This window comes from Sporosarcina sp. BP05, assembly GCF_014282005.1.
GTDB lineage: Bacteria > Bacillota > Bacilli > Bacillales_A > Planococcaceae > Sporosarcina.
This window is the reverse complement of sequence record NZ_JACFTD010000002.1, coordinates 73090-95259: the sequence shown is the minus strand read 5'-3', so window position 1 is coordinate 95259 and position 22170 is coordinate 73090. Positions and strand designations below refer to the sequence as shown.

At 41.8% G+C, this 22170-nt stretch carries 20 protein-coding genes; all 20 read right to left on the bottom strand.

The window, feature by feature from the left end; genetic code table 11:
• Positions 1 to 143: 143 nt before the first annotated feature.
• The 20 genes from H2672_RS02295 to H2672_RS02200 all read right to left on the bottom strand — a co-directional run bounded on the left by H2672_RS02295 (position 144) and on the right by H2672_RS02200 (position 21407).
• Entirely contained in the window at positions 144 to 719 is a 576-nt protein-coding gene (locus tag H2672_RS02295; RefSeq protein WP_186668517.1) for a hypothetical protein, read from the bottom strand.
• 153 nt (positions 720 to 872) lie between these two features.
• On the bottom strand, positions 873 to 2165 hold the full coding sequence (gene hemL / locus H2672_RS02290; protein WP_186668515.1) for a glutamate-1-semialdehyde 2,1-aminomutase: 1293 nt from the start codon (positions 2163 to 2165) through the stop codon (positions 873 to 875).
• Complete coding sequence (gene hemB, locus H2672_RS02285) at positions 2166 to 3146, bottom strand: porphobilinogen synthase (protein WP_186668513.1); 981 nt, start codon at positions 3144 to 3146, stop codon at positions 2166 to 2168. It abuts the gene before it with no gap.
• A 2-nt stretch (positions 3147 to 3148) separates the two neighbouring features.
• Positions 3149 to 3907, bottom strand: coding sequence for a uroporphyrinogen-III synthase (locus H2672_RS02280; protein ID WP_186668511.1), 759 nt, complete (start codon positions 3905 to 3907; stop codon positions 3149 to 3151).
• Positions 3900 to 4829 carry a hydroxymethylbilane synthase gene (gene hemC / locus H2672_RS02275; RefSeq protein ID WP_186668509.1) on the bottom strand — a complete coding sequence of 310 codons (930 nt, stop codon included), beginning with the start codon at positions 4827 to 4829 and terminating at the stop codon, positions 3900 to 3902. The genes H2672_RS02280 and hemC overlap by 8 nt, the downstream gene beginning before the upstream one ends.
• Before the next feature lie 34 nt (positions 4830 to 4863).
• The gene (locus tag H2672_RS02270; RefSeq protein ID WP_186668507.1) at positions 4864 to 5694 is read right to left on the bottom strand and encodes a cytochrome c biogenesis protein; all 831 of its coding nucleotides are present in this window, start codon (positions 5692 to 5694) and stop codon (positions 4864 to 4866) included.
• 89 nt (positions 5695 to 5783) lie between these two features.
• Positions 5784 to 7148, bottom strand: coding sequence for a glutamyl-tRNA reductase (gene hemA / locus H2672_RS02265; RefSeq protein ID WP_186668499.1), 1365 nt, complete (start codon positions 7146 to 7148; stop codon positions 5784 to 5786).
• Between the two features lie 416 nt (positions 7149 to 7564).
• Positions 7565 to 8146 carry a ribosome biogenesis GTP-binding protein YihA/YsxC gene (gene yihA / locus H2672_RS02260; protein ID WP_186668497.1) on the bottom strand — a complete coding sequence of 194 codons (582 nt, stop codon included), beginning with the start codon at positions 8144 to 8146 and terminating at the stop codon, positions 7565 to 7567.
• Entirely contained in the window at positions 8143 to 10467 is a 2325-nt protein-coding gene (gene lon, locus H2672_RS02255) for an endopeptidase La (protein ID WP_186668495.1), read from the bottom strand. Before lon ends, yihA begins: the two co-directional genes overlap by 4 nt.
• Before the next feature lie 124 nt (positions 10468 to 10591).
• Entirely contained in the window at positions 10592 to 11857 is a 1266-nt protein-coding gene (clpX, locus tag H2672_RS02250; protein WP_186668492.1) for an ATP-dependent protease ATP-binding subunit ClpX, read from the bottom strand.
• 149 nt (positions 11858 to 12006) lie between these two features.
• The gene (tig, locus tag H2672_RS02245) at positions 12007 to 13293 is read right to left on the bottom strand and encodes a trigger factor (RefSeq protein ID WP_186668490.1); all 1287 of its coding nucleotides are present in this window, start codon (positions 13291 to 13293) and stop codon (positions 12007 to 12009) included.
• A gap of 113 nt (positions 13294 to 13406) precedes the next feature.
• Entirely contained in the window at positions 13407 to 14378 is a 972-nt protein-coding gene (locus tag H2672_RS02240; RefSeq protein WP_186668488.1) for a tetratricopeptide repeat protein, read from the bottom strand.
• A gap of 399 nt (positions 14379 to 14777) precedes the next feature.
• On the bottom strand, positions 14778 to 15041 hold the full coding sequence (locus tag H2672_RS02235; RefSeq protein ID WP_186669547.1) for a phosphocarrier protein HPr: 264 nt from the start codon (positions 15039 to 15041) through the stop codon (positions 14778 to 14780).
• Between the two features lie 34 nt (positions 15042 to 15075).
• Positions 15076 to 15798 carry a sugar isomerase domain-containing protein gene (locus tag H2672_RS02230; RefSeq protein WP_186668486.1) on the bottom strand — a complete coding sequence of 241 codons (723 nt, stop codon included), beginning with the start codon at positions 15796 to 15798 and terminating at the stop codon, positions 15076 to 15078.
• A gap of 4 nt (positions 15799 to 15802) precedes the next feature.
• On the bottom strand, positions 15803 to 16522 hold the full coding sequence (locus tag H2672_RS02225; protein ID WP_186668484.1) for a GntR family transcriptional regulator: 720 nt from the start codon (positions 16520 to 16522) through the stop codon (positions 15803 to 15805).
• A 14-nt stretch (positions 16523 to 16536) separates the two neighbouring features.
• Entirely contained in the window at positions 16537 to 17268 is a 732-nt protein-coding gene (gene nagB / locus H2672_RS02220; RefSeq protein ID WP_186668482.1) for a glucosamine-6-phosphate deaminase, read from the bottom strand.
• Complete coding sequence (gene nagA, locus H2672_RS02215) at positions 17265 to 18434, bottom strand: N-acetylglucosamine-6-phosphate deacetylase (RefSeq protein ID WP_186668480.1); 1170 nt, start codon at positions 18432 to 18434, stop codon at positions 17265 to 17267. The genes nagB and nagA overlap by 4 nt, the downstream gene beginning before the upstream one ends.
• 400 nt (positions 18435 to 18834) lie before the next feature.
• Positions 18835 to 20163 carry an MATE family efflux transporter gene (locus H2672_RS02210; RefSeq protein ID WP_186668478.1) on the bottom strand — a complete coding sequence of 443 codons (1329 nt, stop codon included), beginning with the start codon at positions 20161 to 20163 and terminating at the stop codon, positions 18835 to 18837.
• A gap of 115 nt (positions 20164 to 20278) precedes the next feature.
• Complete coding sequence (locus tag H2672_RS02205) at positions 20279 to 20833, bottom strand: TetR/AcrR family transcriptional regulator (RefSeq protein ID WP_186668476.1); 555 nt, start codon at positions 20831 to 20833, stop codon at positions 20279 to 20281.
• Positions 20834 to 20957: 124 nt separating this feature from the next.
• On the bottom strand, positions 20958 to 21407 hold the full coding sequence (locus H2672_RS02200; protein ID WP_186669545.1) for a GNAT family N-acetyltransferase: 450 nt from the start codon (positions 21405 to 21407) through the stop codon (positions 20958 to 20960).
• Positions 21408 to 22170 lie beyond the last annotated feature (763 nt).

Sequence of the window (22170 nt, the reverse complement as noted above, 5' to 3'; positions counted from 1 at the left end):
ACCCTTACTTATTGCCACCTTGGCTCCGGAAATGCAGATTTTATTGCAGAGGAATCATTATCCCGATTTGCATCTTTCAATTGATCCGATTATTGATCGTGCCAACTACAGGCGATTTTCTTCTGTTATGTTTACTTTGCGGTTTAGCCTTCGTTCTTTACAAAAACATCATTTGAACGGTAGGCTGTCGTCGATACCCCATCCGTGAGCTCTGCAATGAACGACAGCACTTCGTCCAGCTCGTCTAACGGAGTGCTGTTAATTGCTACTAACGGCGTCGCGACTACTACTTGCACTTCCTCAGGTTGTTCCACTAGGACAACTGCTTCTGTGTACGTACATTCTACATTCCAGACAACTCCGTAAGTACCTTGTCCGTCCGATTTACCTGTTGCATGCGTTGTTACAATGTCTAGTGGGCTCTCCGCTATTGAAGGTAGATCGATATTGAGCGGCACGGCATATTCAAAATAACCGTCTTTGCCATCCACTTCGACATCGTCAATGAGGATAAATGAATCATCCCATTCCTCCGCCCGAAACCCTTCATCAAATTCGACATTCGCCGCAATATGATAAATGCCTGTCAGCCGGACCGCATCTTCCGTACGCTCTTCAGTATATCTTGGTGTCACTGTGACTGACTGCACCCCAGTCGGTACGCCGGCATGTTCCGGGAAATAAAAGTTTTCCTGCATTGACCACTGTTTTTTCTCCATACTTGTTCCCTCCTTCTATTCCTTCACAAACAATTGTATGCGCGGCGTGGTTACAATAGAAGAATAATTAGAACGAACGCAAATATCCTCCGACTGACTTACTAGCCGGAGGATATTATATTGGTCATTTAAACAAACGTTAATGTAACATCTTTACGCGCGGAGTTTAGCAAATACCGTATGGAACGCTTCAATTGTCTTCTCAATATGCGCTTCTGTATGCGCAGTTGATAGGAACATGCCTTCAAACTGTGATGGGGGAAGGAAAATACCCTCTTCGGCCATTAAGCGGTAGTAATCAGCGAACAGTACAAGATCAGCTGTTTTCGCTTTATCGTAATTTGACACTTTTTCGTCGGTGAAGAAAAAGCCAATCATAGAACCTGCACGGTTTACTGTATGCGGAATATCAAACTTTTTTGCCGCTGCACGGAAACCGGCTTCTAGCTGATCACCCAATTTAATGAAATGGTCATAGGATGCAGGCGTTAATTTTTTCAACGTCTCAATACCTGCAGTCATCGCCAGTGGATTACCTGATAAAGTTCCTGCCTGATAAATCGTTCCTGCAGGAGCCATGTTTTCCATAATTTCACGTTTACCGCCGTATGCGCCAACAGGAAGTCCGCCACCGATTACTTTTCCAAGACATGTAATATCCGGTGTCACACCATAATAACCTTGTGCGCAATTGTAGCCAACGCGGAAGCCAGTCATGACTTCATCAAAAATAAGAAGCGTGCCGTTGTTCTCTGTCAACTCACGCAGCCCTTCAAGGAAACCTGGTTCAGGTGGAACAACACCCATATTGCCTGCGACAGGCTCAACAATGATTGCTGCCAAATCGTCACCAAATTCTTGAATGGCGACTTTAATGCTCTCTAAGTCGTTATAAGGTACTGTAATTGTGTTTTTTGCAACGGATTCAGGTACACCCGGGCTATCAGGTAGACCAAGTGTCGCAACGCCAGAACCCGCCTTAATTAGCAGTGAGTCAGCGTGACCGTGGTAACAGCCTTCAAATTTCAAAATCTTATTACGGCCTGTGTAACCACGTGCTAAACGCAGTGCACTCATCGTTGCTTCCGTGCCAGAAGACACCATACGAATCATTTCAATCGAAGGAACACGTTCAATCACAAGTTTCGCAAGTTCATTTTCCGCCAATGTTGGTGCACCAAAGCTTGCCCCAGTTTCTGCAACGCGCTTAATGCCTTCAACTACGTCTGGATCAGAATGTCCGAGAATAAGCGGACCCCAAGATAGTACATAATCGATGTATTCATTGCCATCGATATCTGTAATGATAGCGCCTTTTCCACTTTGCATGAAAATCGGATCCATATTGACAGATTTAAATGCACGAACAGGAGAGTTTACTCCTCCTGGCATAAGATTTACAGCTTCTGCAAATGCTTGTTTCGATTTGTCATAATTTCTACCCAATTAGTTCTCCTCCAGCCAGCGTGCCGCATCTTTCGCATGGTACGTCATAATAAGATCCGCACCCGCACGCTTCATACTTGTCAACGTTTCAAGAACGATTGCTTTTTCATCAACCCAGTCATTTTGCGCTGCTGCTTTAACCATTGCATATTCGCCACTCACATTGTACGCGACTACTGGCAATGTAAAATTATCTTTGACGTCACGCATAATATCGAGATATGAAAGTGCCGGTTTAACGATGAGGAAGTCAGCACCTTCCGCAACATCTGATTCCGCTTCACGCATTGCTTCTAGGCGGTTTGCAGGATCCATTTGATACGTTTTGCGATCGCCTGATTTAGGTGTAGATTCTGCCGCGTCACGGAAAGGTCCGTAATAAGCAGAAGCATATTTCACCGCATAGGACATAATTGGAATATCTTCAAAACCAGCCTCATCTAATCCTTGGCGAATGGCTGCTACAAATCCATCCATCATATTCGATGGCGCAATAATGTCTGCTCCCGCCTTCGCCTGGCTTACTGCAGTACGCGTCAGTAGTTCCAGTGATCGGTCGTTGAGTACTTTACCACCTTCTAGAACGCCGCAATGGCCGTGGTCTGTATATTGGCACAGGCACGTATCTGCGATGACGATAAGTTCAGGATAACGTTCTTTTGCAAAACGAGTGGCTTTTTGAACAATCCCTTGATCAGAATAAGCTTCCGAACCCTTATCATCTTTCGTTGCTGGAAGACCAAATAAAATAATTGATGGAATTCCAAGTGAAACAACCTCATCAAGTTCAATTGCAAAATGGTCAAGTGATTTCTGGAACACGCCCGGCATAGAAGCAATTGGATTATTGATGTCTTCCCCATCTATGACAAAAATCGGATAGATGAAGTCCTCTTTCCGCAGAACAGTCTCTCTTACCATAGAACGTAATGTAGTAGATGTGCGCAAACGTCTGTTACGTCTGAATTGTAAAGTATCCAAAATTACCCTTCCTTTCGCCCCGCCAATTTCTCGACGAGATCCATAAGTGTGTATGTATCGGGTCTAACATGAACGGCAGCACCAGCTTCTAGCAACGCTTTTTCCGTCACATGTCCGATTGCCCCGATTGTAAAGCCGTTCCACCCTGTCCGCGGAACAACTTCTTCGGCAAAAATTTCAACTGCCGAAGGACTTGCGAATAAAACGGTCAACTGCTGTTGTTGTTGCACTAAATTAACGAGTGAATCGATGGAGTCATTTGCACGCTCCGTCGTATAAACTGTCCATTCATCCACTTCAAAAGGGATTTCCTCTTTGATGGTGACGCCCGCAATTGATCCACGTAGAAAAAGAATGCGTCGGATATCCGTTTCAGCAGGGTTAAATTCCTTTACGAAAGTATCTGCACTAAACACGGTCGGAATGAAATCGACTGTAAAACCGATTTTTTCAAGTGCTTCTGCAGTTCGAGTGCCCACCGCTGCTATTTTCGCCGGAATTGATTGCGAAGAAACGCCATGACGAATGAGTTTAGCACCAAACGCCGCAACCGCACTTTGACTTGTAAATATTAACCAATCATACATTGGACAAGCAGTCAAACGAAGTTCATCTGTCTGTTCCACTAACTCCGCCACTTGAATAAGTGGCAATGAAATAGGCGTCCCTCCGTAGCGCTTCACCAATTCAAAGACATCTTCAGATTTAGGTGTCCCTGTAAAAATGACTGTTTCAGCTAACAGCGGTTGACGATCACGCATCCATATCCGCCTTCACTTTCTCAATCACTTCTGAAGCCCCTTCGGCACGCAATGTTTTCGCAACCTCCAGACCCGCTTCAACGGGGTCCGCGCTCGAGAAAGTCTTTTTAAATATTTGTTTTGCATCAGGTGAAGCGATATAGCCCGTCAATTCGACTTCGCTACCGTTATATTGCGCAAATCCGGCAATCGGAACTTGGCATGAGCCGTCCATTTCAGTTAGGAAAGTACGCTCTGCTTCAACTTCTTTCCACGTTTTTTCATCCGTTAATTTCGCAAGTTCAGCAAGCAACTCTTTATCGTCAATACGGCATTCAATTGCCAGCGCCCCTTGTCCTACAGCTGGAATACAATCTTCGACGGACATATATTCCGTAGTCACATCCGCGCTCCAGCCCATTCGTTTCATACCGGCAGCCGCAAGGAGAATCGCATCGTATTCACCGTCAACCATTTTTTTCAGACGCGTATCGATATTGCCGCGTATCCATTGGATGTTAAGATCTGGACGCAGAAGTAGCAATTGTGAACTACGGCGTAAACTAGACGTCCCGACTTTAGCTCCTACCGGTAAGTCCATGAATTTCACATGACCATTTGAAATGAATGCATCGCGCGCATCTTCACGGGGAGGAATACAACCGATAACAAGCCCTTCAGGAAGAACAGCTGGCATGTCTTTCATGCTATGTACAGCGAAATCGATTTCTTTATCGAATAATGCTTGCTCAATTTCCTTTACGAAAAGCCCCTTACCGCCGACTTTCGATAACATGACATCTAAGATTTGATCGCCTTTCGTAACGATTTCTTTCACTTCAAATTCAAACGGAGCTCCTGCAGCTTTCAACTGTTCGATAAACCAGTTTGTTTGTGTCAATGCAAGTTTACTTCTTCTTGAACCTACGATAATTTTTCTCATATTAATTAATCCAACCTTTCATTTATAACAAGATTTATAACCAGAAATGAAACTCAGATAACTTACTGCCAAGGAAAAAGTTAATAATTACAAAAAGGAATGCGAATACATTCGCCCATGCAAAGTCATTACCTGTTAGCTTGCCACTCCGCTTCAAAATTAATACAGAACCATAAACAGCAAGCAAGATAAATGACCCAATAATTTTCATATCCAAAAATGACCATACATCAAGCGCAACAATTGCCCACTGCACGCCGAGAACTAGACTGACAAATAGGAATGGGATGCCAGTGTAAAGCGATGCCTTCATTCCAAGATCCGTTTGATGAAGAGAAGGAAGCCTACTAAACTGTTTCGTCCATTTCTTTTTCTTCAATACTTTATAGACGAGAAGATAAAGTATCGAAAATACGAATGACATTGCAAATGCCGCATAGGACAAAATTGCGAATGTAATATGGATGAATAACAGCTCTGAAATAAGCGCTTCCCCTATCGGCGACTGTTCAATTTGTACTGGTCCAAATGTGTGAATCGTCATAAAGATGAATCCAATCACATTTAAGAAAAAGACGGCGTGACTAACTTTGTAAAACAGATGCAAGATAATTGATAAAGTAATTAAAAGCCAAGCATAAAAATAAATCCCCTCAAAAAGGGTGAGTACAGGGAACCTTTTCCATTCGTATATATACATCACAAGGAAGAATGTTTGTAGAAAGTAGACGACGGTTAATATCCAAAAAGCGCTTCGGTGTGCAAACGAATCCTTATTCAAGTAATCTATAAAATAAAAAACGAGACTTACTGCATAGAGCACGACCATAACTTCATGCAGCCTCGCCATCACCATATCAGCCATGATAACTTCTCTGCCTTTCCGAACTAATAGAGGCGTTTCCGCATCTATAGTGTATCACACTGATGCGGAAACGCCCCATTGACAACCGTTCAAAATGTCAAATCCGGTTGTGCCGTCGCATGTCTTTCTGCTCTGACCTTTAACCGTTCTTTCGCTTGTTTTGCAAGCATTTCTTTCTCTTTCACAACGTCGTCATCGATGCCGAATATTTGTTGGAAGAGCTCCAGTTTTTCGACTGATTTTGAATCCATCGCAAGTTCTTTCGCTTGTAAAATGGGGTCTTTCAGTAATTGATTGACAATCGATTTCGTGTGTTTGCTTAAGACTTTTTTCTCACGGTCCGTCAACTCAGGCATTTTGTTTTCAATACTCGCCATCGTTTCCATTTGGATACGGTGTGCTTTTTGACGAAGTGCCGAAATGACAGGAACCACTCCAAGTTGGGCAACCCACTCCTTGAACACGACTATCTCTTGTTCAATCATCAGACCAATTTCTTCGGCAGCCCGCTTTCTTTCCGCAAGATTTGCTTCCACAATCCCCTGCAAATCATCGATATCATACAGGAACACATTCGGTAAATCGCCAATTCGCGGATCCAAATCACGCGGCACTGCGATATCAACCATAAATATCGGCCTTCCCTTACGTAATCGCTCTACTAACTGCATAAGTTCGAAGTCGATAACGAAGTCGTTTGCACCCGTTGAACTGATTAATACATCCGCTTCTAGCAGTGTACATTGCAGTTCTTGCATTGATTTCGCAATGCCTCCGAATTTATCGGCAAGTGCTTCTGCTTTTGACAGTGTTCTGTTAACAACTGTCACTTTACTCGCACCACTTCCATGCAAGTTCTTAACTGCAAGTTCACCCATTTCGCCCGCTCCGAGAATAGCCACATGCTTTTTATCCAATGTGCCAAAGATCTTTTTTCCGAGCTCTACAGCTGCATAGGAAACGGAGACTGCGTTATCACCAATTGCCGTTTCCGTATGCGCTTTTTTCGCAAGTGTTACCGCTTGTTTGAATAACTCATTGAAAAAAGTACCTGTTGTACCAATCGTTTGGCCTTCAAGGAAACTGTCCCGCACTTGACCTAAAATCTGCGTCTCACCAAGAACCATGGAATCGATCCCTGCTGATACACGCATCAGATGCTCAATTGCACCATCATTTTCCATGATAATAAGATGCGATGAAAATGACTCAAGGGGCATATCGAACCATTCAGCCAAGAAGTTTTTCACATAATATCGACCCGTGTGCAGCTGATCGACAACGGCATAAATTTCAGTTCGATTACATGTCGATATAATAATATTTTCTAATATACTTTTTTGCTGTTGCAATGTTTGCATCGCCTGTGGCAGTTCTGACTCAATAAAAGATAATTTCTCCCTTATTTCAACAGGTGCTGTCCGGTGATTGACACCGATTACGATTGTATGCATCAGGTGTTCACACCTCTCACGTTCTATTTCACGCTTCCCATTATACCATATAGCTATCACTTTTCTTACTGGAAATTGTGAACAACATATGACTACTAACGGTTAAACGTAACTATTTATAATGATTACAATCTAAGTCTAACAGCCTTAGAATTCACATGCAATTAATGTGCAAGCCCAACCCAAATTTAGTGGAACTATTTTTTACCGTATCCTAATACTATACGACAGTTTGACTAAACTATACGCCAGAATCAGAAAATTGTACGAAGAAATCATTATAGTGTACGACTGAATAACAACATATTTTGATTCCAGCAAATCCGTTTTGTTCATTGAGATTTTATGCGACAACATACACTAAAAAACCCGGAAGACGATTTATATCTCGTCTTCCAGGTTTCCCAATTCTGCAGTTACATTCTACTTTCGATTTCTTTCCATGCTTCGTCCATACCAATTCCCTTTTCAGATGAAAAGACAATTAACGCATCGTATGGTCGCATTGCGAGTGTTTCACGAACTACTTTTTTATGCTTTTCCCATTTCCCTTTTGGAATTTTATCCGCTTTCGTCGCAATGATGATTGCAGGCATATTATTCTCTACAAGGAAATCGTACATAGCACAATCATCAGCACTTGGAGCATGGCGTAAATCAACAATTAGAATGACAGCACGAAGTGGTTCTCGTTCAGTCATGTATTGTTGAATGAATTTCCCCCATGTTTCACGAGATGACTTCGCTACTTTCGCATAGCCGTATCCCGGTACGTCGACGAAGAATACTTGCTCTTCGATTTTATAAAAGTTTAATGTTTGTGTCTTACCTGGCTTCGAAGAAGTTCGGGCAAGGCTTTTTCTACCAATCATCTTGTTTATGAAAGATGATTTACCGACGTTGGACCGGCCTGCTAATGCAAATTCCGGATACCCTTCAGACGGATATTGGTCGGGTCGTACAGCACTCATTATCATTTCTACGTTATGGACTTTCATTCGGAAGTCTCCTCCAATGCAATTTCGAGGACCTCTTCTGCGTCAGAAACAAGTTTAAATGTCAGTTCCTCCCGGACGCTTTCTGGAATATCTTCGATGTCGTGCTCATTGTCTTTTGGCAAGATAATCGTCGTCAAGCCAGCTCGATGTGCACTTAATGTTTTTTCTTTCACGCCACCAATCGGTAAAACTCTACCGCGCAGTGTAATTTCACCAGTCATCCCGACTTCACGGCGTACTGGCCGTTTCGTCAATGCAGAGACCAGTGCTGTAGCAATCGTCACACCAGCTGATGGACCATCTTTAGGAATTGCGCCTTCAGGTACGTGGATATGAATATCACACTTTTCATGGAAGTCCGGATCAATTCCGAATTTCACCGTTTTCGAACGCACATAGGACAAGGCAGTTTGTGCAGACTCTTTCATAACATCTCCAAGTTTACCCGTCAGGATAAGTTTACCTTTTCCTGGCGATAAAGAAACCTCGATCTGCAATGTATCTCCACCAACTTGCGTATAAGCAAGTCCTGTCGCCACACCTATTTGATTCACTGTTTCTGCTTGGCCGTACCTGTATTTCTTCTTACCGACAAGTGATTCCAGTGTTCTTGGACTAACCGTGATACTTTTCTTCTCACCAGTGACAATCAGTTTCGCAGCTTTACGGCAAATACCTGCAATTTGTCGTTCTAGGCCACGTACACCTGCTTCACGCGTATAATACCTTACAATGTCCTGAATCGCTGGATCATTGATACGCACTTGCGACTTGGTCAATCCATGCTCTTTCAACTGTTTCGGTATCAAGTGATTTTTCGCAATAGAGCGCTTCTCAATTTCTGTGTAACCGGCAATTGAGATGATTTCCATGCGGTCACGAAGCGGTCCCGGAATAGCACTTAAATCATTGGCGGTTGCAATGAACAAGACATTCGATAGGTTATAAGGTTCCTCGATGTAATGATCACTGAATTTATTGTTTTGTTCGGGGTCAAGTACCTCAAGCATAGCGGACGATGGATCACCCCTGAAGTCATTCGACATCTTATCGATTTCATCCAGTAGGAACACAGGGTTAATCTTACCAGCTTTTTTCATCGCCTGTATAATTCTTCCTGGCATCGCACCGACATAAGTCCGTCTGTGACCGCGAATTTCCGACTCATCGCGGACTCCGCCAAGTGAGATTCGAACAAATTTCCTGCCAAGAGATTCTGCAATAGATCTGGCTAAGGATGTTTTTCCAACACCAGGTGGACCTTCCAGACAAAGAATGGGTCCCCGTAATGAATTCGTTAACTGACGAACTGCCAAATATTCAAGAATACGTTCTTTAACAGCTTCTAATCCATCGTGGTCGCGATTTAATATTTCTTCCGAGCGACTAATATCAAGCTGGTCTTTTGACGCATCGGACCACGGCAACGTTACGAGCCACTCGATATAATTGCGGATGATTCCACTTTCAGCTGCAGCAGATGGTAGTTTTTCATATCTGTCAAGCTCACGCAACGCAGTTTCCTTAACCCCTCCCGGCATACCGGAACTTTCAATCTGCTTAGTCAAGTCTATAACTTCCAGACCTTTACCGTCTTTATCACCCAGTTCAGTCTGAATTGCCTTCATCTGCTCCCGCAAATAAAACTCTTTTTGCGTTCGTTCCATGGCTTCCCTGACACGTTCATTAATTTTCTTTTCAAGGTTAAGCACTTCTTGTTCATTATAAAGTCTACTCATAAGCCATTCAAGGCGTTCATTGACATTTTTTATTTCAAGCACTTCTTGCTTTGCAACCAATTTAAGCGGTAAATGAGAAGCAATCGTATCTGCCAGTCTTCCAGGTTCTATAATTGAAGCTACAGAATCATATGTTTCTTCTGTCACTTTTTTCGAGATTTTTGAGTACTTTTTGAAATATGTAAGTAGCGTTCTCATTAGTGCCTCTGATTCTGCATCAATTTCCTCATCATCTGGATAACCAATTACTTTAACCACGGGATAAAGATCCGCTTCCTCATAATCCGACCATTCTGCACGTTCAATTCCTTCAATAAGTATGCGATACGTCCCGTTTGGTAAATGTATCATCGATTTAACAAACGCCAATGTCCCTACTTTATACAGATCCTCCGGTTCCGGATTTTCTATACTTAAATCTTTCTGCGCAGCGAGAAAAATAAGGTTATCTTGTGCGATTGCGTGTTCAATGGCAAATACGGAGCGCTCTCTTCCAACATCAATATGTAAAATCATCGTAGGGTATACAAGTAGCCCACGAAGCGGCAACAATGGTATATTGTTCAATTTATTAGTTGACATGCGGAAGTCACCTCCATTAATTATGTATATCCAACTTTCAGGTTGATCAAAGGTTTAAAAAAAGCTAACATCCGAAGAGCGCATTTTCACACGCGTCATCGGAGTCAGCTTCATCCTTCAGGCGTTACGCCGAGTCTTTCTCATTATCCAGACGAACCCGGGTACCATCCGCCGTTAAAAGAATTGGATTTGATTGCCCCAAGACGGAGTCTTTAGTAATGACACACTCAGTCACTTCTTCAAGAGAAGGCAGTTCATACATTACGTCGAGCATGATATTCTCGATAATTGAACGCAGACCACGAGCACCTGTTTTTCGTGTGATTGCCTCTTTTGCAATTTCAAGCAAGGCATCATCTTCGAATCGCAGTGCAACATTATCAAGTCCAAACATTTTTTGGTATTGTTTCACAATTGCATTTTTCGGAAGCGTCAAAATCTGATACAGCGTATCTTCGCTTAACTGTTCCAAACTTGCAAGAACAGGTAATCGACCTACGAATTCCGGTATCAAACCAAAACGTTGAAGATCTTCCGGAATCAGTTTAGCAAGGTAAGAATCCTCTTCAATAACCAAGTTCGGCTCAGCACCGAAACCAATTACTTTTTGCCCGATACGACGTTTAATAATTTCTTCGATTCCGTCGAATGCTCCCCCTACAATAAAGAGAATATTCGTCGTGTCGATTTGGATAAATTCTTGATGTGGATGTTTACGACCGCCTTGTGGTGGCACGCTCGCAACTGTTCCTTCAAGAATTTTAAGAAGTGCCTGTTGGACACCTTCACCTGATACGTCACGTGTAATCGACGCATTTTCGGATTTACGCGCGACTTTATCGATTTCATCAATATAGATGATCCCTTTTTCCGCACGCTCCACATCATAATCTGCAGCTTGAATCAGTTTCAGTAGAATATTTTCTACGTCTTCTCCAACATATCCCGCTTCTGTCAAAGAAGTAGCATCCGCAATTGCGAAAGGTACGTCGAGGATTCTAGCAAGTGTTTGAGCAAGTAATGTTTTACCGCTCCCTGTTGGACCGATTAAAACAATATTGGATTTCGATAGCTCGACATCATCAATCTTACTGTTTGAATTAACACGTTTATAGTGATTATAGACAGCAACTGAGAGTGATTTCTTTGCACGGTCCTGTCCAATAAGGTATTCATCGAGTATACTTTGTATTTCTTTTGGCTTAGGAACGTCTTTAAGCTCGAAACCTTCTTCAAGTCCGACTTCCTCTTCAACGATTTCAGCACAAAGTTCAACACATTCATCACAAATATAGACGCCTTGACCAGCGACTAACTTACGAACCTGTTCCTGGGATTTCCCGCAAAAAGAACAGTTCAAGTTATCTTTTTCATCGTTAAATTTGAACATTATGCTCACCCCTATTCAAGTGACAATCTTACAAGATTCCCCGATTTTTATCAACTAATTAGAATTCTTCCCTATTCAAGAAGGTTGTTCTATGTCTTTCTATGAAAAACAAGGTACGGTATTCCGTACCTTGTCCTTATTTCACGTTATTATTCAGTAATCTTTGCGTTTTCAACAAGGAATTCAACCGTTTTATTGAAACGAAGGTCGTTTTCAAGAACTGAAGTTCCACCAAGTGTTGTTTTGATTTGCTCAACATCCATACCGAATTGCGCGGACATTTTTTCTAGTTCTGCATTCATGTCTGCTTCTTCAACTACGATGTTTTCAGCTTTACCAATCGCTTCAAGTACTAGTGAAACACGAACACGGTTTTGTGCATCGTCTTTCATTTGTGCGCGAAGTGCCGCTTCATCTTGTCCAGAGAACTGGAAGTAAAGCTCAAGGTTCATACCTTGTGATTGAAGACGTTGTCCGAACTCTTCCATCATACGTTCGATTTCAGAATTGATCATTACGTCAGGAATTTCGACTTCCATATTTTTCGCAGCTGCTTCGACAAGATCGTCACGCAGGGCTACTTCAGATGCCGATTTTTTCTCTTCCAAAGTAGCTTCTTTTAGCTTCGTACGCAATGCTTCAAGACTTTCTACTTCTTCGTCAATTTCTTTTGCAAGTTCGTCATCTAGCGTTGGAATTTCTTTTGATTTGATTTCATGAAGTTTCACTTTGAAAATCGCTGGTTTACCTGCAAGTTCTGCTGCATGGTATTCTTCAGGGAAATTCACTTCGACGTCTTTTTCTTCGCCATTTTTCATGCCGATCAATTGCTCTTCGAATCCAGGGATAAATGAACCTGAACCGATTTCAAGGTCGTACCCCTCAGATTTTCCGCCATCGAAAACTTCTCCATCAACGGAACCTTCGAAATCGATTTTCACTGTGTCGCCATTTTCAACTGCGCCATCTTCTTTAATAGCTAATTCAGCGAATTTTTGTTGACGCTCTTTCAGTTGCACTTCGATTTCTTCGTCAGTAACTGTTGTTTCCTGACGTGTTACTTCAAGGCCTTTATATTCGCCAAGTTTCACTTCTGGCTTCAATGTAACTACCGCTTTGAAAATAAGTTCTTTCCCTTTTTCCATTTGCTCGATGTCGATTTCAGGACGATCGATTGGTTCAACGCCTGCTTCGTCAAGAGCATTTGAATAAGCTTCTGGAAGGATGAAATCAAGTGCTTCATTGTAAAGTGATTCTACGCCATACATTTTTTCAAACATTTGACGCGGCATTTTCCCTTTACGGAATCCTGGTGCTTGTATTGTTTTCACAACTTTCTTGAATGCTTTATCAAGACCCACCGTTACTACTTCTGCGGGTACTTCTACTGTTAGAATCCCTGTGTTTCCTTCTTGCTTTTCCCATTTAACTGACATAATTAATTACCTCCGAATCGTTTTGGCCAATATCTTTTGTTACGTATATACTCCATTGACAACCATTTCAGTATATCATAGTCTCTTCATCTTTCAACAGATTTCGCACTTTGTTAAAGGTCCGAATCGTTGTCAATCTGTTGAATAAATAAGTTCAGTGCTGTCTTAGGTAACTGCTCACCGGAAAACAGACTTTCTATGTAGTTTACATAGGCTGTTGCGACTTCTTCTGCTTGATACGTCCCCCAGCCGAAAGGGAATGCAGTAATTGCAAATTTCTCTATGAGACCTTGCGCCATTTCTAATCTAGATGGATCCTGTAGTAACAGACGATCCACTGCTTCAAGAACTTGTTTCGTTAAATCATCTTGCCCAGGTAATGTCATAACTACTGGAACAACACACTTCTCCCAGCCAAATTTCCGCACTGTCAGTTCATCAGAGTGCCCTGTTTGATGCAGTAGCGTCAATGCGAACGTAATGGCTAGCGGTGCCACATCGTCCCGCACTACGATTTTCTCAAGTAAAGGGACTAAGTCAGTTAGGTCACTACCCTCAAGCGAAGCCAGCGCATACTGTTGTGCTAATGCATCCATCTTCATGAATTCGTCCAGTGTGAATAATTCCATTCGATAGCTGGACTCGTCTTGTACATAGCGCTCAGACAATCGACCATTCAATTCCCGCAGATAATTGAATTTGTTCAGCATGTCAGGCGAAACGATTCCTTCATCAATTAGCGCATCAATTGTCATTTCAACTTCATCGTACTCCTGCAGTTGAATGCTAATTGTCAAATACAGCTCCATTGCATCGACGTAATCGGCGGTTCCGCTATGAAGGAGCATTGCTGCAATTTCTTTTGCACGTTGAAAGTCTTTTGTTTCGTAAAGGGCAACAGCGTATGGTGCCAGAAATTCCGGATTGTCAGGTTCATATACAATCGCCTGGTTAAATGCTTCCACCGCTACTTCGTAGTTCTCCTGTTCAACGGCTACATGGCCATTTTCAACAAGCTTTTCAAATGTTCCTGGAAAGACGATAACATTTTCTGTCTTCCTGAGTCTTCCGTATTTCTTTCTCAATACGCACACCTTCTTTCATCATTTCTCACTATATCACAGCGATTTCTGTTTTAACATTGATAGTTGGTCAATTAGGTAAAAAAAGTCGATTGGCTATCCCGTAAAACAGTAAAGCGTCACCCGGCTAAAACTCGGATGACGCTTTCACAAGGATTTGAAACACTTTTGTTGTCTATGATGAAAAAAAGAATGCCATTGAACTCGCTTCGGCGCTCGGGGATGCCTCCCGCCCTAAGCCAGACAGCTTCGCCGTCAGTCTTAGGACTTCGGCTACCCCTTGTAAGGCGCCTTTGCTTAGCTTATATAGATATTCTATTTTGTTGAATACCGATAGAAGACAGATAGAAGCATTCAAAATGCAAAAGACTTCCGGAAGTGTAATGCCTTAAATCGTCGCTATTACTGACCGATACCTTCTGATTTCATTACTTCATCCACTCTAGCCATGAGTGCTTCTTCATCCTCGCCATCAGCGATTACTTTAATATCGGCTCCAGCTGATATTCCTAGCGACATAACGCCCATAATCGATTTCAAGTTCACTGTCTTGTTCAAGTACGCAAGTTTCACATCTGACGTAAATGGTGTCACCGCTGAAACTAATACGGATGATGGACGGGCGTGAAGTCCCTCGTTGCTAGTAACCTTGTAATTTTTCTCAATCATTTTAAACTCTCCCTTTTAATAAAGTAGTCTGTTAAAATTTGATTCGATTGCCATAAGTAGTAATCAATTGCTCATTATGTGCTGAGCTCTTATCCAAATTTGCGCTTTTAAATATTGGAGGTTCTATACCACTTTCAATCATCATACCAATCACGCGACTGAATGTCGCATGAAGAAGCATATTCCCAATGACGCCTGAAGCCGGAGCGTAAGACATTCCTTCCGATATCAGAAGCCCATCTCCAACCGGTACATGCGTATTCAAAACAGCTTCCGCTACATCTTCAAGTCGATTTCCTGAATGGTGTTTAGACGGCTGCTCAGACGTACTATAGTAAAGAGACTGGAGAGAAACTACATAAGCCCCGGACTCTTTTGCAATATACGCTACATCTATTGGTACCACATTTCGTCCTGAAGTTGAAATAATAATAACTACATCTTCAGGACGAATATCTAGCTGACCCGCAAATATTTGGGTAAATTCAGGGTCTTTTTCATTCGCAGAAGCCTGGGAAGCCCCATTATGAAGCATTAGCGACTCGACAATAATAGGACGTACAGGTACTAAACCGCCCGCGCGAAAAAACGGCTCCTCCGCGATTAAGTGAGAATGACCTGAACCGAATAACTGAACAATACCACCAAGCGAAAGGCGTTTCGTCATCTCTTCCGCAATTTTTTCAACAGATTGCTGTTCTTCATGAATAACTTTTTTCATCAACGATTCGATTTCTTTGAAATACGCATTCATACTATCATCTCCGAATCTCACTGATAAATTTATAACGATCTGCCCGATATGTACTTCGAACAATTTCAATCGGAACATCGTTCGTTAAATAACTGATTCGTTCTATCATCAAAACTGCTGAAGGCATACTAATTTGAAGGAACTCTGCATCTTCCTTTTTCACTAGCACAGCTTCCATGCGTTGCGAGGCATGGCTAATTATCAGTCGTTTATCCTTTTCAATAAACGAATAAAGTGATCCTTCTATGTTATTCAATTCAAGATCCGGGACGAGCTTGACAGGAAGATACGACCTTTCAATCGCCATCGGTTTATCGTCTGCATACCTAATTCGCTTAACGATGAATACTTCCTCACCCTTAGCTAACTGTAACTCCTGCGCAATATCTATTTCAGGTATCATTTTCTCAAAACTAACAAGTTTATTACTAGGTTTCATCCCACGTGACAGCATATCTTCTGTAAAGCTTGTAAGGCTAAGAGGCTGTTCAATCTTGGGCGTCGCCACATATGTACCACGTCCCTTTTCACGATAAAGGAGCCCCTCATTTACTAGATTCGTAATGGATTGGCGAACGGTCATGCGACTTACGCCGAACGTATCCGTCAGTTCACGTTCGGAAGGGATTGCCACACCAATTACAAACCCTCCCTGCAGAATTTGATTTTTCAAATAATCCTCGATTTGGGCATACATGGGTACCGGTGACTGTTTATCTAGCATAGTACTCACTTCCCTTATGATTTAACCAATTCATATGCATCCCGATCAACAATAAGTGTAACATTATCGTGATTCCATAAAATTGATGCCGGAAAACTTTCATTCACATCTTTACTTAACAATGTTTTCACAGCTTCTGCTTTATTTTTTCCGGATGCCATCAAAATAATTTTCTTGCTTTTCAATATCGATTTGATGCCCATTGTAATCGCGTGTGTTGGAACTTCATCAATCGAAGGAAAGAAGCGTGCGTTGCTTTCTCGGGTAGATGCAACAAGTTCCACGACATGTGTCAGACTTTTTGAATCTGTTCCTGGTTCATTAAAACCGATATGCCCATTTTTACCAATGCCCAATATTTGCAGATCAATTGGCCCTACACTATCAATCACTTGTTCATAACGCAGACATTCTTCCTCCGTTGAACCAGAAGTCCCATCCGGAATATACGTATTTTCGGTTACAATGTCAATCTTATCAAATAAGTTATCAGACATAAATGTCCGATAGCTTTCCGAATGCCCTTTATCAAGACCTAGGTACTCGTCTAGATTAATAGTGCGTACATTTTTGTACGCTATTCCACGTGATGTAACGCCTTCAACCAAACATTCATAAAGCCCTAGTGGCGTTGATCCTGTCGCAAGTCCAAGTACCGAGTGATCATTTCCAACAATTTGTGCCTCTACCAATTGTGCCGCCTTTTCACTTACTTCATCATAATTATCGCATACGATTACCTTCATCCCATTACCTCCTTAGTATAAGCAATGTTTCCCCTACAGATAGTCATCTGGACATTCCAGTCCTCATCGACGATTGTAAGATCTGCATCTTTTCCAGGCTCAATTCTTCCTTTATTAGAAAGACCAAGTTGATCGGCGGCATTTGTTGAAGTCATTGCAACAAGTTCGGCCAGTGTGCAATTTGTAATCGACTTCATATTTTTCGCTGCATTTTCCATCGTTAAGATACTTCCCGCAAGCGTGCCATCAGGCAGCCGTGCATCCTTATTCGTTACCTCTACATCCTGCCCGCCTAGATCATACGTCCCAGGAGGGAGTCCTTTTGCACGCATTGCATCCGTAATAAGAATGATTCGATTTGAACCCTTTTGACGATAAGCAAGTTCAACCGATTTCGGATGGCTATGAATACAATCGACGATAATTTCAACCGTCATAGAATCCTCTAAAAAGGCAGCTCCAACAACCCCTGGTTCCCGATGATGAAAAGGACTCATCTGGTTGTATAAATGAGTCACATGAGTAGCCCCCACTTCAATCGCATTTCGAACGACATCCGATGTTGCATCCGTATGCCCAAGTGATGCAATCACACCACTCGCTGTCAACTCTTCGATGAACACAAGACCGTTTTCCACCTCAGGAGCAACAGTTACAATTTTAATGCGGTTACCACTCAGCTCTTGCCATTGTTCAAAAAGGGCAAAAGACGGTGTCGTAATATGTTCGACCGGTTGTGCACCTGCTCGTATAGCTGAAATAAAAGGACCTTCCAAATGAACTCCTACCATTTCGGCTTGCCTTTCATCCGCATTGAATAAACTTGTATTATGTAACGCCCCTGCTATCGCTTCATCCGACTGCGTCATTGTTGTTGCTAAAAAACTTGTCGTCCCTTCACGGGGAAGCGCGCTCGCCAAACCATTTAACGCTTCCGGCGTCGCATCCATTACATCAAAACCTGAAGAACCATGAATGTGAACGTCAATAAATCCAGGCACAACAATCCAATCCTTACCCGCCGCATCGATTCGTATATCTGCAACTTTATTTATAGCAGTAGCAACTTCTATAATTTCGCCGTTTTCTATATAAATGTCTCCAGCTATACTGTCTTTTTTTGGATCGGCAATTGTAATATTTGAAATCAACAATGTCTTCATCAAATTCCTCATCCCTTTTGAGTATCCTACTTTAAATTAAAATAAATAATCCATTCAAATTCGCTGTGGCGCTAGGGGGTGCCTCCCGCCTTAAGCCAAGCAGTTCCGCCGCCAGTCTTGGGCTCCAGCTACCCCTGTTAAGGCGCCTTCGCTCGGTTTGTATAAGCGTTCATGCGTTCAACATATAAAGTATTCTCAATTTTCACTATACACTTAGTTGGTATAGTTGTCTATACCAGTTTAGAAATCTCGAAAAATCAATTGTATGTGCTCGTTGGACTGATTTATCCTAAAGGCATTGTTTGTCCTATGGCAAAAAAGTAGTGCAAACCAATCGCTTTGGTCCGCACTAATACTGGTAAATTTATGATTATGTCCCTAACAAAATGCTCATACCGTCATATCAATTGTTCCATTTTCTATGATAATAATAAATCGTCACCAACACAATAAATTCCGATGTCGGTATTGCGAGCCAGACGCCCGTTAATCCAAATAGCCGTGGCATAATAGCAAGCAAAATGAGCAAAACAACAATTTCCCTTGCCGCGGTAATCCACGTTGCCATACGGATCTGTCCGATGGATTGATAATACGTCATCATGACAAAGTTTGTACCCATGAAAAGATACCCGATAAAGAATAATTTAATACCCGGAATAGCAAGCGCCATCACTTCCTCTGGGAAATCGCCGAACATACTCGCAATTGGAGCCGCTGCAAATTGACCGACAAGTAGGAAGAAGATGCCCGCCCCGAACGCTGTCCCAATCGCCATTCGAACAGTCTTTTTCATCTTGACTTCACTTCCAGCGCCACGGTAATAGCTAATCAGTGGTTGAATCGCCGCCCCCATGCCTAAAAATAACAGCAGCATGACACTGTGAACATAATTCAATATCGTAAATGCAGACACACCCGCGGTTCCAGCGAGGTATTCAAACGTGATATTATGTGAGATTGTAAAGACCGAAAACCCGACTTCCGCAAGAAAACTTGGAAATCCAATTACTAATATTAGCAGGAAAAGCTTTCGGTTAAACTTAAAGCGCACGAAACGCAAATTACTTTTCTTTCTAAAAAAATGCGTGCTCAATATGACAAGTCCGACAAATGCTCCAATAACTGTTGCCGCAGCAGCACCCTCTACACCATAATCAAGAACGAATAAAAATACATAATTTAAGCCGATATTGACGACTGCCGTAGCAACAAGTGCAATCATTGACAAATTTGGTCCACCATCATTTCGCACTAAAATACTGAATGTGTTTTCTACAGTGAAGATGAATCCAAACAGCAACATGACCTTCATATAGCCTGCAGTGTACTCAAACGTATCGGCATTCGCGCCTAACAAATACGCAAGTTCCGTCCTAAACAGAAAAGCAATAAGCCCAATCATTATTGTCAAAATAAATATAGCAACAATGGCATGTGAAAAAATAACACGTGCCTCATCGGGCCGTTTAGCACCCATCTTTGCGGAATAACGGGTCGCTGCACCGATTCCAATCCACAGTGACATCGCGACAAAAATTGTATAAACGGGCGCTGCAATACCTACCCCAGCAAGAGCGACTGGGCCTAAACGATTGCCGACCATAATTCCGTCGACCACAATATTGATAGCCATCAGTAGCATCCCAACCATCGACGGGATTAAATACCTCACAAAGGATTTTCCAACAGACTCCGTATCTAAACGATTTATTACTTGTTCCTTTTTCATTACCAATTCAATTCCTTATCTTTTATCGTTTCATAAAACATGAAAACGATTTTAGTTTTTATAGTTTCTTCAATCAAAAAATAGACTGGCAATTGAAATGCCAGTAAGCTCAACTTTAATTTTCCTTCACCATACCTGTTAATAACACATCCACAATCGTCCCGTACGCTTCCGCAACAGAAATACTATGTTCTAAAAAAAACTGTCGATCGAGCGTTGCATTCGAAGCCTCGATAATCAGTTTCATCAGTAAATCGATATTCCGATCCACAATGACACCCGCTCGGATCCCTTCTTCAAGAAGCCCCTTTAGATCATCCCACTGATGCAGCTCACGATTCACTCGTTCCCACTGTTCAGGATAGGTCCGTTTTAATTGATTCAAAATCCGGAGATCGTAAAACTCATTGTATTTTGGCATGACGACAATCGCCTTACGAATTTTTTCTAACAGTGTGAGTTCAGGATTGTCAATTATACGACTTGTTTGTTCATCAAACTCAACGAGCGTCATATCAATAATTGAGTCAAGGATGTCTACCTTAGAAGAGTAATTTTCATATAACGTCCGCTTGCTAATTCCAAGACGCCTTGCTAAATCATCCATCGTGAACTTAATGCCATTATTTCGTGTTTCTTCAATAAATGCATTGATGATTCTTGTTTTCAAATTTCGACCTCCCCAAAAACTAAAAATCCGAATGTGGTTTTAATAGTTTCATTATACAACGTCTATGCGATGAATGTCCACGGAGGTAGGAAGGTCAGGTTTTTAACGATAAAACCAAAAGACATTATAACTTTTTCACCATTAACTTTTCATTATTACTATCCACTTCACCAGTGAACTGAAAGGAAAATTTCTGATACAAATGAAGTGCTCCTTGGTTATCAGCAATGATGCTTAAATAGATTTCATTACAACTATACTCATGTTCTAACCGTTGAATTAATGCGCTTAACATGATGCTTCCTAATCCAAGACCTTGATGTTTAGAATCGATTAAAAATCGATCCAACCACACTCGACCATTTTCTCCTTCTTCCGGAAAAAATCCATACATAGCAAAACCAACTAAACTTTTCCCCCAATAAAGTCCTACTGGTTTAAAGTTGCTGCATGCCTTTGCCTCATCTAAACATTGTTGCGGCGTTTCAATAAAAGACTGTTGCTCTTCATTTATACGCAATTTTAAAATATCGTTTATATTGTCTTTCGTAACTTCATTTATAATTACTGTCATCATTTTACTGTTAGCTACTCCTTCTATTGAACCTGCTTTAGGACTAAGGGATGCCTAAAGCCCCGAAAACCACAAAACTATAAAACCAATTACAGTTTTAATGGTTTTATTGTACACCATTTGCGCGGTGAATGTCTATCGAGTCGGATTGTAAAGGATAAAATGACAATAATACACGTCTGTTTATTAACCATTTATTCACACAAGGTACTGGTGAGAAGGGCTTGATATCCTCCATTTTCACTGGACCATTTCTGGCTCGCTTTCGGCGAAATATTCATGACAGTTTTACCGAGGGCATGTGCGGCTAGAATCGACTTCGTCACTTCTAGCCTCACTTTTTTCGGTCATCCTGTTGTAAATAATTGCCTGTCGCTTCCCTACAATGTTCAAGTGAAAAATGCAGTTGCTTTAGATGAAGAGAATAGAAGACTTTCTATAAAGATTGTAAGTCCCCGAAGATACAATTTCGGGCACTCTAGTACTTTGTACAATGTGTTCCTTGCTTACTTTTAGCAAAGAGTATGCATCTAGTCATGTGATGTCTTATAGAAAGTGACACTTCCTTAAAAGTAAAATAGAAAATACCATAGAGAAAACATCTGCCGCCAAAATTGTATCTTTGGCGGCTTTTATCCAAATAAGGAGCCAACTATTCTTTCGCTCCAAAAAGCTTTAGCATTTCGTGTACTTATGACTTTGGAAAGCGACGGATGAACGACCACCATTCGATTACCCAAAAAGATCTATAGGGATGCGACTT